The following is a 15078-nucleotide window of genomic DNA, read 5'->3' as shown; positions in this document are numbered from 1 at the left end:
CACCGATGCTGCTAATGACCAAGTGCGTCGAATCGCTCCCTTGCCTCCTTGACCCCTCCGGCTGCTGCTCTGGCGTAAAGCTCTCGCGCCTTGGACGTGTCGCCGCGCGTTCCGCTCGCGCCCCATTTTGCAAGCAGGCTCGGATCATACGTTTCCGCGAGGGCGAAACTTGCCGGTGCGCTCCCTAATTCAGCAGCACGCTCCAGGACAACTCGTGCCGCGCCAATATCGCCTTGTCGAAGCAATCCGGTTGCGCGAGCGATCAATCGCACGAGTTCGGCGGCGTTTTCGTTCCGGAGAACCGGGGATGGCGCCTTCGGCTCAGCTGCTGTGACCACGAGCTCTCGCGCGAATTGCGCGGGCGGCGCCTGCGGCGATCCCAGCAGCAGTGTTCGGAGCAGTTCCCTTGTTGGCGAATTGCCGGCTCCGCCTTCACCCGACACCCCGGCGGGTAGCCACGGTCCGATACTCGTGCGCGCTGCGGCAAGTTCTTGCTCATCTCGGCCGGATTGGTTGCATTCTCGCCGGAGCTGATTTTTCAACTGTTCGGCTCGATCATCGTTTGCCGCGGCTTGCGCTTCATAGGCGAACAGCTTGGAACGCGCCAACGAGAGCTCTTGCGCCAGCGCATCTGCTCTTTCGTGCTCCTCCTTTAATGAGAGCTTCAGTTTAGCCGAGGTATTCTCCGCTGTTCGTTTGGTCTGCATCGTTTCTTCGGTTGCCTTCGCGATCTGCTGGGATCGGTTGTCGAGCTCGATTCGCGTCGTCGCGAGCGTCTCCTCCAGCTGTTTGGTACGATCGTGCTCCTGTCGGAGGCTTGCCTGTACCTGAGCCTCCGCTGCCTCTTTTGCACTGATCTCTGCGGCTTGTCTGGTTACCTCTGCGGACTGGGTCTCCAGGTCGTGATGAGCGGCTGTCAGATTCTGCTCCAGCCGGTTTGCCCGATCTTTCTCCCGCTCGACAGCCTGTTGCAGCTCTCTCGGATCGCTCTGTGCCCGGCGTTCGGGTTCGCGACCCTCTGCGCCGATTTCGCGGCTTAGCCGTGCCTGCACTTCGAAATCGTTGCGCGCCTTGACAAGTTCCCGTTCCAGACGCTGCGTGTGCAAGCGCTCCTCCCGGAGCGATTTCTGGAGCTCATCGGTTTCATTCTCGGTGGCCTCCGCAATGCTGGTCCATTGCTCGCGTGCATGCTGCAACAGCCCCAGCACGGTATCCTGCTCCCGTCGGCATGTTCGAAGGTCAGCAGCAAGGGCCCGTATCCTCTCCTGTTCTGTGGCGAGCACTTGCCGCGATCGCTCGGTATTGCTGATTGTGGCTTGTGCGAGCTTCAGGGGTGTCGTGTCGGCAGATGGTTTCAGCCGCGCCGCGCGCCACCCTCCCGAGCCGGTCGTGCCGCGCAAGTGCGTCGCCATGACATGGGCGTCGCTCGCCGGCCGATTTGGCTGCTGCGCGAGAACGGGTATGGTCAAAACCGATATTATCGTCAGGACAGTCGGTGCAACCCACGCCGACCTTGTTGCGCAGGTGCGCGCACAGCTACGAACACAATCCGAGGCAATCCACACGTCTGCGCGGCGAACAGGCGATCCAAGGCCCGACCCTGCCTGCATCGACGCTTGTGCCCACATCCGCGACATTAATGCGTCAATCCGTTTCTCAATTTCAATTTACCCTCAGGCAAAAATAAACCATATTTTATTTTATTCAATCATTTATCGCCAATTAAATGTTCGGCCGATGCTGCCGGTCGCTTGAGAAGGAGATCGTCCAATGCTCCACCGACTCCCCTCGCTGATCATTGCGATTATCACGAGCGTAGCTGTGCTGGCCCTGGCCCAAGCAGGCGGCGCAGTGGCGGGCTCCGCGGGTGCCGGCACTGGGACGGGCACGGGCAGCGCCAACACTGGTGGGTCAGCTCCGTCCGGCATGGGTACAAATGCGAGCAGCGCCAACCCTGGTCCATCGGCGCCTCCAGGAATAGGGACACGAGACGTTGGTACCGGTGCAAACCTGAACCGCACCAGTCAAACCAACAGCACGGACGTTCAACCCACCACGTCGAAGTCGCGGGCGGCGGCGCAGGCCAAGAGAACTGCCTGCGCTGGCCACGCTCAAAATGGTCTGCCGATCGGAGCTTTTGGCACCGGCACGAGCAACGAGGAGCAGATGATCGTTGGACCGTCACCTAACCGAAAAATACCGGCAGCGAAGGTCGACGGAAATATCGCTGGAATAGTTGGTAGGGGCTCCAGCCTTTCGGACCAAGTGAGCCGGCCGCGCGCCGCACGAACTGGGGAAAAAGTGCTGGACGCCGCTGGACGCCAAAGTGCAAGTCCAACGGCGAACGACAGTTTCGCATAAGCGCATTCCCGCCTCAGAAAACAGAACTCGGTAGTCTGAGCGGACCGAGCCGGGCAGCCGGGCGCGCTTTGGCGTCCCTGCTCAGGTCTGCGCGCCGCCCGACGAAGGCGCCGGCAGGGCTTGGTTCTCCATGGGGCGCCTTGAAGAGGACTGACGCCCGGCACACGGCCGAGTGGGATTTGGGCTAGGCGAGAGCATTCACGCGGTTATGCGAGCGCTCGATTCCGCGGCATTCGGATCACGTCCGATCGGTCGGAGCGAGGAGCCAGCCGTGCATTGTTCGAAATGCTCGCGAAGCATGTCATTAGCCAAGTGCTCCCAGAACTCAGCTTCGGCGAGAAGCTTCCAGCTTCGATCTGGATGATGCGCAGAAGTCTGTCGGCACAGCGACGCCATCGCGCGCAAGCGGCGTACGGTCTCCATCCACTCCTCCCATTATTTTTCCCCACCTTATTTTCTGTTTTGCGTCATATTAATTATGATTATACCGGATAATCAAATTTGCCTTCCGTGGCGCGACTACCGAAACGATTTGACGCGAACGACTTTCGGCTTTGCTTTCAAATTGTCTTTCAGATGAAGCGCTGCTTCAAAAGACTAAAACAGATAAAAAGTCAGGCTTAAACCAACTCAGGTGCGGGACATGATCCGCAGCATGCCGCTCGTGGATGATCTCGGTCAGAGCCGGAAAGGGACGCCGGATCCAAGTGCAGCACTTTTCCCGACACAGAGCCTTCACTGTAAGCGTCGTTCTCACGCCACGGCTTTGAGGGATTGCGCGCGATAGGCCCAGGGAAGCAGCTGATCGATTTCGCTGTTTGGGTGACCGTTGACGATCCTGGTGAGCGCGTCAGTCAGGAAGGCAAGGGGATCGACGTCGTTCAGCTTACAAGTTTCTACCAGGGATGCGATGATGGCCCAGTGCTCGGCGCCGCCGTCGGAGCCAGCGAACAGTGCATTTTTCCGGTTGAGTGCGATCGGACGGATCGAGCGCTCGACGGCGTTGTTGTCGAGCTCGATACGGCCATCATCGATGAAGCGCGTCAGGCCCTCCCAGCGTGAGAGCGCATAGCGGATTGCGTCTGCCAATTTGCCCTTTTGACTGATCAGCGCAAGCTTGGCGCGGAGCCACCGTTCGAACGCTTCCGCCAGCGGTCGGCTTTTCTGTTGCCGAACGAGACGGCGCCCCTCGGCGCTGCGGCCACGGATGTCCTTCTCGACGGCATAGAGCTCGGCGATTTGCTTGAGCGCCTCGCTCGCAATGGGCGCCGGACCGGGTGTGGCAAGCTCGTAGAAGTTACGCCGCATGTGCGACCAGCAGAATGCAAGCCGAACATCGCCACGCTCGGCGAGCTTGCCATAGCCGGCATAGCCGTCGACCTGCAGAATCCCCTTGAAGCCTGCCAGATGAGCGATCGGTCGATCGGCTTTGCGATCGGGGGCATAGACATAGGCGACGCCGGGCGGATCTGCGCCGCCCCACGGCCGGTCGTCCGCAGCATAGGTCCAGAGCTGACCGGTCTTGGTGCGCCCACGGCCGGGATCGAGCACCGGCATCGTCGTCTCGTCGGCGAACAGCTTTGGCCGTTGCTTAAGCTTGCCTAGGAGGCGCTCATGCAACGGACGCAGATGGAAGGCTGCCTGCCCCACCCAGTCCGCCAACGTTGAACGATCGAGCTCAATGCCCTGGCGGGCATAGATCTGCGCTTGCCGATAGAGCGGCAGGTGATCGGCATATTTTGACACCAGAACCTGTGCGACGGTTGCTTCCGTTGGCAGTCCGCCCTCGATCAGCCGAGCCGGAGCTGGCGCCTGCATGACGCCATCCTCGCAAACCCGGCAGGCGTATTTGGGCCGCCGGGTCACGAGGATCCGGAACTGCGCCGGGACCAGGTCCAGCCGCTCGCTTCTATCCTCGCCGACCCGATGTAACTCGCCTTGGCAGCAGGGACAGGTCCTGTCCTCGATGTCGACGATGACCTCGATCCGCGGCAGGTGCGCCGGCAAGGCGCCACGGTTGCCCCGGCGCTTGCGAGCTCGCGCATCACGGCCTTCAGGTGCAATGATGTCCTGTGCCGTCTCGCCGTACGCTGCGACTTGCTCGACGTCTTCCAGGCCCAGCAGCATCTGGTCTTCAGGCAGCGTCTCTGCCCGTCGGCCAAACCGATGCCGCTGCAATTCCTTGATGATCTGACGCAGCCGCTCGCTCTCGCACCGCTCGGCGAGCAGCATCGCTTTCAGCGTCTCCGGATCGTCAGGCAGGACGTCGCTCACAGCCAAATCAGAGCATATTCGCCGCCATCTGGCGACGCATCCGACGGTCCTGATTCACTTCGCCGCAGCGCTGCCAACAACTACCCGGGCTGCGCTGGCGCCGGCGTCCCCCGTGCCTCGTGCACAAGCCGCCAGTCGAGTCCTTCCAGCAGCGCCGACAATTGCGCTGCCGACAGGCGCATCACACCGTCCTCGATCTTCGGCCAGCGGAAGGTCCCATCCTCAAGCCTCTTGGCGAACAGGCACAGGCCCGTTCCATCCCAGAACACCAGCTTGATCCGGTCCGCCCGCTTGGCCCGGAACACATAGACAGCTCCCGAGAATGGATCTGCACCCATGCTCTCGCGCACCAGGGTCGCAAGACCCTCCATGCCCTTGCGGAAGTCTACCGGCTTGGTCGCCACCATCACCCGGACCGCACCTGACGGACCGATCACCGGCTCACCTTCAGCGCCTGGACAATCGACGCAATCATCGCCGTATCCGCTCCACGACCGGCTCGGATCGTGATGCCGTCCACTTCAATCTCGATGATCCCGCTATCTGCCTTGCGCACCGTTTTGCGCTCCCGGTGAGCACTTGGCGCCGGTACCACTGCGTCCACCACCGCCGGCACAAACTGTACTTCGTTAGCTTCGGAATGACCGCCTGCTGCTTCTCGCAACTGACGTCGCCAGCCAAACAGCTGCTGCGGCGACAATCCATGCCGTCGAGCCACGGAACACACCGAGTCGCCACTCGCCACGATCTCCGCGACGATCCGCACCTTGTCCTCGTCGCTCCACTTCCGCCGACGACCGGCTCCGGTGAAGACCTCGAGCCGCCGCACCGGCTCCGTGATAGCAGTATGCACTGTGTCCATTCTAAGCCTAACGGTCCAAACCGAACCGCAGACTCGCAGATCACACCGTCATCCGGTAGGTGGCCGCTGAACAGCGCTTACCCTTCACTCGCATCGGCCTGCCTTGAAACCCCGCTGTGCGCACGCCTCATTGGGGAGCGATCGGGCGGCTTGGAGCTGTGCAAGGGTTATCGGAGGCTTCAAGGTCGATCCGTGAAACGATCGTCTTCGAGTTCGCTGAAATTACGCGCGCCGCTCGCCATCATTGAATCCGCGTGCGGCAACTCGTCCCAAACCGGGGCCTACGCATCCGTGACGCCGGCCCTAGTCTCGCTCTTTCTCCGAGGCTTCGCCCTTCCGCCCTTCGCACTTGCTCTCGTAGCCTGTGCAATTGGGCAAGCAGGCTAACGAGCTCCATCGCCGTTTGACGCAGAACAGCCAAGCGGCTGCAAACCCCACTACTCACTACAATACCCCCAAACAGGCCCTTGCAGGATCAGCGATCGGAAGCGTTAGTTTGCGCCGACCTGCCGGTGTGACGCTTAACTTACGGTTCATGAGGGCGTCAGTTCGCTTTACGGCGATAGGCCAAAATATTTCGCATCCCTCCAGTAAGCCCTGGCAGAAATAGCCGCCAAGACAGGAATCTGGATGAACGCTGCGCCATGATTGAGCGCATCCAGCCCGTACCAAGACTAGTCGGTGCGGCAACCATGCCGCAACAGGTCAACTCCGCACACGGGGCGTCAAATGAGGCGGTCGGCCCAAACTCGTGTAATGCTAGTCAGTTCGGCTCCGCGTCTGTACCGAAGCCCGCTACGCATCAGCACAGCGGCGCTTCCTCGAATATCTCCCCGGGCCGCACGACCGGCTCATCGACCCAGGCCTCGCGAGCGAACCAGTTGTGATTGGCGCGACAGACCGGGCAACGAGTATTGCCATAAAACACAACGCTCCGCAGGAAAGCCTCACGGTCCGACCTAATACCAGTAGGAATCGCGCGACCGGTTTGCGGACATTTGACCATGATCATTCCCATGCGAGCCTCCCTAGGAAATTATTATTCGTTGTCGAACGAAAGAGAACCGGCCGGCTGGAGCGCGTCGTCATCTCAGTGTGGGTTACTTGGGGGGCATCGCACACTGGGAGTGCTTGTTCGAGCAGGGCGGGTTGCTCGTGACGACGTTTTTCCAACCGGCCGGATCGCTGCTTGAGCGATTCCTTGGACGCCGCCGCTCTTTGGCTCGACAGCGCGGGCGTTGATTATTCGTCTCTCGAAAGCTCCTGGGGCGCCACTGAAAATGGGCCAATCTGAGCGGGTGTGAGTTTTGGGCGTGCTATGCCGCTCGCGACGAAGACGATCATGTCGCCCGTGATGGGCAAATTGGCTAATTCGATCACCGGTTTCACTCCACTCTCGTCAGCGAGATATTCGTCGTTAGGATTTAATCCTGCAAATTAAGCCTTGCGCTGTCGGTCTGGTTTGCGACTCTCGTCAAGTTTTATTTTTGCTGTCCTGCACGCAGGAGGCCAAGATCATCGCGGCGATTTCTGCGATGTTGTTCTCGGTAGGCTGTTATTTCTACGCAGGACCCGCTTCTTGGTATTTGAATGGTTGCATCCGGTTCAAACATGAAATAAATATTGATTATATTGAAATCATATAAATATCGTTGTTAATTGTTGTCAATGACGTAAGCTGTTTTCGTCATTTTCTTGGTCGGAGGAGACGATGCGGGAATCAGTCCAGAAGAAGCGCAACTCCACCTCGGCTGCGAAGCAGTTGGCTCAAACGCGCGAGAACCTAGCGAGCATCAGCGAGAGGGAGCGCGTTCTAGGAGAGCGGAGTGCTGCTCGCGAACTTTACCGCTATCTGCTGGACTCTCACCGGTTGACCGCGCCGGCGACCTTTCTCGGAGGACAAGTGTTGAATATTTCTCCATCTGGGGTGAACGAGGGTGGTCAGCTGGCGGCGTGACCCGGGGCCGTATGGTCATTCGAAACGAATCTCAGTCAGGCGATGTGCATCCGCACTGAAGGTGGATTTGCACCGCTGCAGCACGGCAATCAAGCCGAATTTCCTCGGCAACTGCAGCTCGTTTGAACGCACCGCGGACAGTACATTGCAGGATGTTGTCGCCACCGCGTCGACACGGCGGCGAAACAGATATCGTTGCTATCGGGAATAGCCATGCTGGAAAAAACATCGGCAGAGATGGTGTTGAGACCCGCCGCGGGTGCAGTCTTCGCGCTGGTGGACGGTCGATCAGTGCTTTTCAGCGAGACAAGGCAGAAGCTCTATGAGTTGGACCAGCTAGGGGCATTCATTTGGTGCAAGTTGGCAGAAGGCGCTTCTTTGGAAGACGTCCATCAGGAGCTCGGGCAGCTAGGCATTGGCGAGCGCGCAGCGCGCGAGTTCACGTGGCAGGCGATGAACGTCTGGATCGATCGAGGGGTGCTCGATCTCGACTGGCGAATGTCGGCCGATTGTGCCTTCTCAACGGTTCTTGGTCAGCGCAGGATCAGCGTCCGGGCTGCAAATCGGGAGCTCTCGCAACAGTTGATTTCGCTATTTTGTGTTACGGACGACAGCGGCGAGGAGGAGGATATTGCGATCGAGACAATGATGCTCGGCGATCGGGTATTCTTCCGCGGGAATGACGCGAGCATCCATAGATGTGAAGCCGCAGCTCTGGCCCCTACAATCAAAGCTCACATCACCGAGCGACTTATCCGAAGCAATCAGTGGGCTTTCGCGCTCCACGCCGCTTCTCTTGCAAAGTGCGGCATGGGCTTACTGCTGTGCGGCCAACCGGGAGCCGGCAAGTCGACTCTTGCACTAGAATTGGTAGACGCTGGATTTCAGTATGCCGGCGATGACGTTGCGCTGATTGGGGCTGACGGAACGATCTGCGGCATCCCATTTGCCGTCACCCTCAAGCAGGGATCGTGGCGGTTGCTATCCCGACTGTATGGCGATTGGAACGACGTGACGCACCGCCGGTCCGATGGCGCCGAAGTGCGGTATTTGCCGATTCCGGATGCGCACAATGGGAGCCTCTCTGCCAACTGGATCATCTTTCTGAACCGGGTCGCAAGCGGCCCCGTCGAGCTGACCCCCCTGGATCAGCTTGATTCGATCAAGCGGCTCATTGAGGGAGCTTTTGCCGCAGACGGGAAGCTGTCGCAGTCCGGCTTTTTCGCTTTGAAGCGGATTGTTGCGGGCGCACGATCGTTCCAACTTATCTATTCGGAATCGGCGCAGGCTCGACAGCTGCTGATGGACTTGTGCGATGACAAGGCATAGTGCGGCACTGACAAGCCTATGCAACTGCTTGCGAGGCTTGCCACCCGTCGAAGTGGAGTGGACCTCCGTCATCGGGCTCGCAAACCAGACGTTGACGACGCCTGCGCTCATTGACTTCGTTGATCAATTTGCATCGGTGTTGCCAGAGGACGTGTGCACCTATATCCGCCAGATCCATCGCCGAAACGTGCTGCGCAACGACCGGTTGGCCGGTCAACTGGAAGAGGCCGTCATTGCGATGAACGGCCAGGGAGTTACGCCGGTGTTGCTCAAGGGTGCGGCAACGCTAGCCACAGCACCTGTCGAGCGGCGAGGAGTTCGGCTGATGTGTGATCTGGATATTATGGTCGTGCCGGACGAAGCTGAAAGGGCGGTCGCCGCTCTGGGCGCAATTGGCTATGAAATTCATGATCAAGCGCGCCCCGAAAGCCGGAGATGGTATGTCGAGCTAAGTCGACCGCGGGATGTCGGAACCATCGATCTGCAACGGGCCGCTCCAGGCCCCGCGTACCTCTATGCTGGCCCCGGACATGCCCTGAACCATTGCGTCTCCGCGCTGCTGGGGCGGGGACGCGTGTACGTCCCGACGCCCACTTATCGAGCGCTGATGTTGATCATCCACGATCAGTTTCAAGACTACGGCTACTGGCTTGGCGAACTCGATCTGCGGCATCTGGTTGAGTTGCGCGACTTGAATGATTCCGAAGGGCTGGACTGGCAGGAACTTGCCTCTCATGTCTCGGGCGAACTGATGAAAAACGCGGTCGAAACCCAACTGCTCGCCCTTGCTGCGCTGCTTGGGGTCGATATCCCGCGCTCAATGCGCACCCGGCTGATTCCTCGTCTGCAGTTCATGCGACAATTAATGCAAGCGCGCCTTCCGGCCACACGTGTGCCGTTCCTCGCAATGACGGTCCTGGACCTCAGAAACTACCGGCGGGAGGCGACCTCTGGTTGCACGCAAACCGGCATGCGGCGGCCTGGATTGTGGTCTGTGCCAAGAACGGACACCTTACAGTTCCTGTTGAGGGCCGCCACCGCCGTTCGTGTCGGAAAGGTGTAAAGCCAGCACGCTCGCACGCCTTCAAGGCCAAACAGTTTTAGCAAACGACATGTCTGCAATTGCGCGGAGTTAATGCCCTTGTCCACCGGCATTCCGATCGGACGACTTGTCGTTCTCGCGAATCCTGAACTCTTCGAGCGTGTGCCCCGATTGGAGCGCGGCAACTAGCCAGCGCGGCTGTTTACCACGTCCGGACCAAGTCTCTGTCGGGTGGAGCGGATTGAAATATTTCGGCACGACCTTCGGGTATTTGCGGCGCGGCGGCTGGCCCGTTCCCACCTTGGTCGCCCCGCTTTCAGCTTCACCGAATTGGTCCGGCTGGTTGAGTTGCGCGAGACGTTTTTCGAGCTCTCGCTTCTCGACTGTGATCTTTTCGGCAAGTATCTTTGTCAGCTCCTCGTGAAGGAGCCAAAGTTCCTCAAAGTCCATGGCTTCGAGATCTTGCCGGCGCAGCATTCTCGTCACCGTTCGACTGACGCCTGATGCATCTGTCATCCTCAGCTTTCGGGACATCGTTGCCCGAGAGCGGATCAACGATAGAGCAAAGTCAGTGCTTCAAATCACACTACAATAAATATATAATATATTATTTAATGATTAATGCGAGGGTTATTTGATTAAATTGGATGGGAGATCCAATGATTTGCTGCAGGGCAAAACAAAGAGGAAATCTCAATCGAGTTCCTGTTGGGCATCTTTCAAGATACACTCGGAGCGTCCTTCCCGCGGCTGCACGGTCGGACGTTGGGGTGGGGGACCTGAAGGCTCAAACCGAGCTCACGCGACTACCGCTGAGGGATTGAGTTTTATCCGCGTCAAGTTATGCACATCCGAAGCCCTGCAATAACGAGACTGCCAGAACGAAGGACGGCCTACGCGCCAACCGTATTCATCGAGAATACTGCGTTGCAGATTCCCCGTGCGGCCACTTGATGTGGTCCCGTCACGTCGGGTCTCGCTTGAATGGTTCCATGGCTGCAGGCAGGGCGCGTGAATTTACCCGTCCGCGATTGAATTATGCGGATAGCCCGTTTTTTCGGCTTGATTGACTGTTGCGACGCAGTTATCTGGAACTGTGGATTTCAGTTCGGTTCCTTGTATTTTCTTGGGTAAATCGAGTTCGCCATCTTGATTAATGTCGATCTAGGGAATACTAAGTTGGGCGCAACTACAGGGTGCGAGCATGCAAGCTAAGAAACTCGAATTACAATCAATGTCCCTTGACGATCTCTGGTCGCTTCATGAGGAAATTAGCGGGATCTTATCGGATCGGATTAAGGCGGAAAAGCAGGAACTGGAGAAGCGCTTGGCGGTTCTCGGGGGCGGGATGGCTGTTTTGGCGGACTCAAGCGGGTCGGGCGCGTCTCCAGCCGCCAAAGCGAGACGCAAATATCCGCGGGTGCTGCCGAAATATCGGAACCCCCAGACGTCAGAGACCTGGTCGGGGCGTGGAAAGCGGCCGCGGTGGTTGGTTGCTGCCGTGAAGTCTGGCCGGAGGATTGAGGACTTTCGCATAGGGGATGCAACTCCGAAGTTTCGTCAGCGCGCGTGACCTAATTTGCACTGATCGTGGGATGGTTGCCGTCAAATGGCCCGCGCGGCGCTGTGATGCTGTGCACCTAATAGGCGTTGCGTCCCCGCAGCACTTCGATGGGAGTTCGCAGCAGGATTACGAGATCAAGCCGAAGGCTCCAGTTGTCGATGTACCAGAGATCGTATTGTACGCGTGTTTCGATCGCAACGGCTGTGGGGGTTGGACCGCGGCAGCCATGGACTTGGGCCCATCCGGTCAATCCTGGCCTGACCCTGCAGCGAAGGGCGTAGTTCCGCACGAGCTTGTCAAATTCTCCGTCGTGAGCCAAGGCATGAGGACGCGGACCCACCAGCGACATGCTGCCGTCGAGCACATTCAACAGCTGTGGCAGTTCATCGAAGCTTGTTCGACGCAGCCATTTGCCGACGCGGGTGACGCGTCGGTCGACGGGATGGGCCTGACGGATCGCGGGCCCGTCCTCGAGCACATGCATCGTCCGGAATTTGCGGATCAGGAAGATCCGACCATTGAAGCCACAGCGCTTTTGCCGAAAGAATATGGGGCCCGGCGAATCCAGCTTGATCGCAAGTGCGGCCAGCACAAGCAGCGGGGCAAATATCGTCAAGGCGAGCCCCGCGACGAAAAGATCAATCATTCGCTTGGTCGCACAGTCCAGCGGCGTAAGAGGACCACGCTGGAGTTCAACGCAAACGGCACTTCCAAGACTTCGCGTAGGATGTCGAAGCAGTTCGGATGTCGTACCGACCGGCACGAACACAACCGGTAGCGGCAAGACCCGCAAGTCGGCAACGAAGGCCCGAAGTTCGGGCCATCGTTCCGGGTTCGCTTCCACCACCACCTGGTCGAGCGCGGAACTGCGAATGTACTCAATCACGCGAGCAGTGAGCCGCCTTCGACAGGCAGGACCGAAGCCGACTGGGGGCAAGCTGAACCGGCCTCGGACGCAATAACCATGCATCGCCAGCGTTTCAGACAGTCCGGCGTTTTTCGCTGGCGGCTGGTCGCTGACCAGAACAATATTTGTGCTGGCAAATTTTCTGCCGCTCAGGCCCCGTCCGAGAAGCACTCTCACTCCCCACCGCTCGGCCATAAGCAAGCCGAGGCCCAGGACGGCGAAAAGTGTGCCTGCTTGCTGAGAAGAGCCCGGACCAATTGCAAAGCCGTACACGGCCCATATCAAGAGCAGCAACGACGTCCATGCCATCCAGACGGCGCGCATCTGACGTCGGAGGACGAGAAGCTCAGCTGGCCGATAAAGGCCGTGGGTCTTCAAGAGGCAAACGAGACATGCCGCGCTGACTAGCGCCAGGCCAAGTGCGTTGCTTAAGTCGCCTGCAGCCCACCCATTCTGGGCTTGGCACAGCCACGTCGAAACGACGCTCGCAAAAACAACGGTCGCAATATCCGCACAGAGCGCCACGTATTCGATCGAGTCGTAACGGAGAGGCCATTTGCGCTGGCCGGACACTATCGGCCCGGGACTGACACGATCCGTAACTTCTCGATGGGGGAAATGTCGGTTCACGAAATTCATTGTCGGGACACCGCGAGTTAATATTTAATATATTATTAATTAATCTGATTTATCAAGAGAAAAATCATGGTTTCGGCCATTTAAATGTGTCGCACTGCTCAGAGGATCCTATCGAGATCCCTGTCGGGAATTCCGCGCGCGCATGTTGTCGAGGTAGGTCGGATCGAGCTCCGAAATTAGGTTCTCGAGATAGATCTTCCCCTCGGCCGAGGCTGACCGGTACGCGGCCACAAGCGCTGGTCTGATAGCAGGTCGACGCGTAACCACGAGGCTGACGTCCCGCTTGATCAGGTCCCGAAATTCAAGCTCGCGTACCACAGCATCCGTAGCGAGCGCGACGGATAGCCTTAACGGAAGCAGATCCAGATCGTTCGGCGCAGTATAGTACGACATCTTGAGCATGGCTGCCGTCTGGATCGAATTCTGTTTCGGCGCCCCCGCGAGCATGAGCCAAATGTCGCCGCGGAGCGGCGACGAGCGCAGCGCGCGGGCAAACGCATTCGACGCTGCCGGAAGTTCCGTTTTTTGCTCGTCAGCGGCGAGAGCCGGATCTCCACGGGATCGTGATTCCCCTCGGATCCAAGGGACTTCATGCGCTGCCGCAGCCGAAACTGGTTTCGAGATCCCGTTTGGCCATGCTGCTGCGGCCGAAACAGCTGCCGACAAAGAAGACTGACCTCCGAGAAACCACCCAGCCATCCATATCGTCTGTATGATCAGCGCTATTCCAAGCACCGCCAGAGCAGCGCGCGGCCATAGGGTGACAAACGCTGGCGCGAGCCTTGGACGAGACGCCGGAGCTGGACCGGCCATCCAGTCCGACGCCTCTTTCGATTCCAAGGATATGGCCTCACGGCCCGCAGCGGAGACGCTTTGACCGAGCGCCAGCCCAAAAAGCGCAGCGACCAAAAGCGATGCGCCCAAACCCAGAATTCCATGGTCGGCAAAGGCCAGTATCGTCAGTGCAATCGAAGCACCGGCGCCCAAGGCGGGGTACACGTAGTCGTAAGCTCGTGACAGAGAACGCCTGATCAGAATACAAGCGCCGAGCATCGCTATTACTACAAGGCCGCAAAGGAACGCCCAGCCCATGTCTATAACCATTGCGGCGGCAGCCGTTGGCCTTTCTCGCGGGGCGCCGATTCCAACGTCCCGATAAAGCGGCAAAAGGACCGTCGAAGCGCCGGCACCGGATCCCACCGGCCTGACGTCCTGTAGCATCCGTTCTGTCGCGACCTGACTGCTCGTTGACAAGGCGATCGTCACATCGGTGTTCGCCCTAAACGGAATAACCGTTACGCTGGCAATAAAGATTATTGCGGCGGTTGCGAAAACGCCAGCGGTACCCCACAAGCCCAAGAACCACCTGCGAATAACGAACACCGAGAGCAAGATTCCTGATCCGAGGAGGGCGGCGACGACGGCGGTGGAGTTGGTCCGAATGAGCAGCGCGGCCAAGCAGACAATCATTGCGATGGTCGCGGCGGACAGAGCAAGGAGCCGGACTGGCGCAACTGTTCCTGGCCGACCGTGCCGCGCTATTTGATCGGCCGCGCGTATTGCCGTCGCGCAGGAGAGCAAGACGCCGAGCACTGCGATGGTTGAGTCATCGGGCCCGGCGACACCGGCAGTTTCCTTGCCGAACCACATGGCCGTGGCAATCGTGGCTATCGACAGTAGAATATGCAGGACCTGCGCTGCGCGATATCGGTCAAGCGTAATGACCGCAGTGACGAGGGCCGCGGCGAGCACAGCGCAATACTGCGCGAGCGAGAGCATAGTCGCCCTCAGATCGACTGTGATTATTTCGGCGAGGGGCTCGCTTAAGGCCGCCGAAGCAGTTGCCCAGATGGGATTGCCGAGCGTGTCCATAGGCATCGGCACCACCTGTAACGCCATCCAGAGGGCAGGAGCCGCGAGCACAACGACGGGACCAGGCCGGAGCAGCTTGGTGAGCCCGAGGGAGGCGGGCGATGGAAAGATCGCTACAACCAGCGCGGCTGTTGCTAGTATGAATGATGCTAATCCCAAGCTTTGCAGGCTTTCCGGCATTGCGAGCGCCGCGGTGATCGCCACAAACTCGGCTAACATGACAAGCCGGATAATCATGTAAACACCATCCTGTGGTGCGGCCACTCCGGTA

13 protein-coding genes are annotated in these 15078 nt (G+C 59.0%); 5 read left to right on the top strand and 8 right to left on the bottom strand.

The window, feature by feature from the left end:
* Positions 1-11: 11 nt before the first annotated feature.
* Positions 12-1469 carry a coiled-coil domain-containing protein gene (locus tag IVA93_RS23530; protein ID WP_085349054.1) on the bottom strand — a complete coding sequence of 486 codons (1458 nt, stop codon included), beginning with the start codon at positions 1467-1469 and terminating at the stop codon, positions 12-14.
* Here IVA93_RS23530 and IVA93_RS23525 point away from each other — a divergent pair.
* Positions 1462-1755, top strand: coding sequence for a hypothetical protein (locus tag IVA93_RS23525; RefSeq protein ID WP_143273084.1), 294 nt, complete (start codon positions 1462-1464; stop codon positions 1753-1755). The genes IVA93_RS23530 and IVA93_RS23525 overlap by 8 nt on opposite strands.
* Positions 1756-3114: 1359 nt before the next feature.
* On the opposite strand, the gene tnpC is transcribed toward IVA93_RS23525, so the two are convergent.
* From tnpC to IVA93_RS23505, 4 genes are all read right to left on the bottom strand, one after another.
* Positions 3115-4593, bottom strand: coding sequence for an IS66 family transposase (tnpC, locus tag IVA93_RS23520; RefSeq protein ID WP_247789924.1), 1479 nt, complete (start codon positions 4591-4593; stop codon positions 3115-3117).
* Between the two features lie 122 nt (positions 4594-4715).
* On the bottom strand, positions 4716-5072 hold the full coding sequence (tnpB, locus tag IVA93_RS23515) for an IS66 family insertion sequence element accessory protein TnpB (protein WP_247295361.1): 357 nt from the start codon (positions 5070-5072) through the stop codon (positions 4716-4718).
* On the bottom strand, positions 5069-5497 hold the full coding sequence (gene tnpA, locus IVA93_RS23510) for an IS66-like element accessory protein TnpA (RefSeq protein ID WP_018459013.1): 429 nt from the start codon (positions 5495-5497) through the stop codon (positions 5069-5071). Before tnpA ends, tnpB begins: the two co-directional genes overlap by 4 nt.
* An 802-nt stretch (positions 5498-6299) precedes the next feature.
* Positions 6300-6515, bottom strand: coding sequence for a hypothetical protein (locus IVA93_RS23505; protein ID WP_085349052.1), 216 nt, complete (start codon positions 6513-6515; stop codon positions 6300-6302).
* Positions 6516-7208: 693 nt separating this feature from the next.
* On the opposite strand from IVA93_RS23505, the gene IVA93_RS23500 reads away from it, so the two are divergent.
* The 3 genes from IVA93_RS23500 to IVA93_RS23490 all read left to right on the top strand — a co-directional run bounded on the left by IVA93_RS23500 (position 7209) and on the right by IVA93_RS23490 (position 9846).
* The gene (locus IVA93_RS23500; protein WP_247789244.1) at positions 7209-7454 is read left to right on the top strand and encodes a hypothetical protein; all 246 of its coding nucleotides are present in this window, start codon (positions 7209-7211) and stop codon (positions 7452-7454) included.
* Between the two features lie 213 nt (positions 7455-7667).
* Positions 7668-8783 (top strand): serine/threonine protein kinase, encoded by a 1116-nt coding sequence (locus tag IVA93_RS23495; RefSeq protein ID WP_247369014.1) that lies wholly within the window; start codon positions 7668-7670, stop codon positions 8781-8783.
* Positions 8770-9846 carry a nucleotidyltransferase family protein gene (locus IVA93_RS23490; RefSeq protein ID WP_256464750.1) on the top strand — a complete coding sequence of 359 codons (1077 nt, stop codon included), beginning with the start codon at positions 8770-8772 and terminating at the stop codon, positions 9844-9846. The genes IVA93_RS23495 and IVA93_RS23490 overlap by 14 nt, the downstream gene beginning before the upstream one ends.
* A 69-nt stretch (positions 9847-9915) precedes the next feature.
* Here the strand turns inward: IVA93_RS23490 and IVA93_RS23485 are convergent, their stop codons facing one another.
* Complete coding sequence (locus IVA93_RS23485; RefSeq protein ID WP_524536868.1) at positions 9916-10275, bottom strand: H-NS family nucleoid-associated regulatory protein; 360 nt, start codon at positions 10273-10275, stop codon at positions 9916-9918.
* 754 nt (positions 10276-11029) lie between these two features.
* Between IVA93_RS23485 and IVA93_RS23480 the strand changes: the two genes are divergently transcribed.
* On the top strand, positions 11030-11398 hold the full coding sequence (locus IVA93_RS23480) for an H-NS histone family protein (RefSeq protein WP_247369017.1): 369 nt from the start codon (positions 11030-11032) through the stop codon (positions 11396-11398).
* A gap of 67 nt (positions 11399-11465) precedes the next feature.
* Here the strand turns inward: IVA93_RS23480 and IVA93_RS23475 are convergent, their stop codons facing one another.
* Positions 11466-12821 carry an exopolysaccharide biosynthesis polyprenyl glycosylphosphotransferase gene (locus IVA93_RS23475; protein WP_247789923.1) on the bottom strand — a complete coding sequence of 452 codons (1356 nt, stop codon included), beginning with the start codon at positions 12819-12821 and terminating at the stop codon, positions 11466-11468.
* A 222-nt stretch (positions 12822-13043) separates the two neighbouring features.
* Positions 13044-15044: a hypothetical protein gene (locus IVA93_RS23470; protein WP_247369021.1), complete on the bottom strand. Its 2001-nt coding sequence runs from the start codon at positions 15042-15044 to the stop codon at positions 13044-13046.
* Between the last annotated feature and the right edge of the window lie 34 nt (positions 15045-15078).

The sequence above is a fragment of the Bradyrhizobium sp. 155 genome (genome assembly GCF_023101105.1).
Taxonomy (GTDB): Bacteria; Pseudomonadota; Alphaproteobacteria; order Rhizobiales; family Xanthobacteraceae; genus Bradyrhizobium; species Bradyrhizobium canariense_D.
Note: the sequence above shows the minus strand (reverse complement) of the source record. Positions and strands in the feature narration are given on the sequence as shown.

Coding starts and splice junctions, on each gene's coding strand:
- IVA93_RS23485 (WP_524536868.1), bottom strand. CDS start 10,275: ATGGACTTTGAGGAACTTTGGCTCCTTCACGAGGAGCTGACAAAGATA.
- tnpA (WP_018459013.1), bottom strand. CDS start 5,497: ATGGACACAGTGCATACTGCTATCACGGAGCCGGTGCGGCGGCTCGAG.
- IVA93_RS23480 (WP_247369017.1), top strand. CDS start 11,030: ATGCAAGCTAAGAAACTCGAATTACAATCAATGTCCCTTGACGATCTC.
- tnpC (WP_247789924.1), bottom strand. CDS start 4,593: ATGCTGCTCGCCGAGCGGTGCGAGAGCGAGCGGCTGCGTCAGATCATC.
- IVA93_RS23505 (WP_085349052.1), bottom strand. CDS start 6,515: ATGGGAATGATCATGGTCAAATGTCCGCAAACCGGTCGCGCGATTCCT.
- IVA93_RS23470 (WP_247369021.1), bottom strand. CDS start 15,044: ATGATTATCCGGCTTGTCATGTTAGCCGAGTTTGTGGCGATCACCGCG.
- IVA93_RS23525 (WP_143273084.1), top strand. CDS start 1,462: ATGGTCAAAACCGATATTATCGTCAGGACAGTCGGTGCAACCCACGCC.
- IVA93_RS23490 (WP_256464750.1), top strand. CDS start 8,770: ATGACAAGGCATAGTGCGGCACTGACAAGCCTATGCAACTGCTTGCGA.
- IVA93_RS23500 (WP_247789244.1), top strand. CDS start 7,209: ATGCGGGAATCAGTCCAGAAGAAGCGCAACTCCACCTCGGCTGCGAAG.
- IVA93_RS23495 (WP_247369014.1), top strand. CDS start 7,668: ATGCTGGAAAAAACATCGGCAGAGATGGTGTTGAGACCCGCCGCGGGT.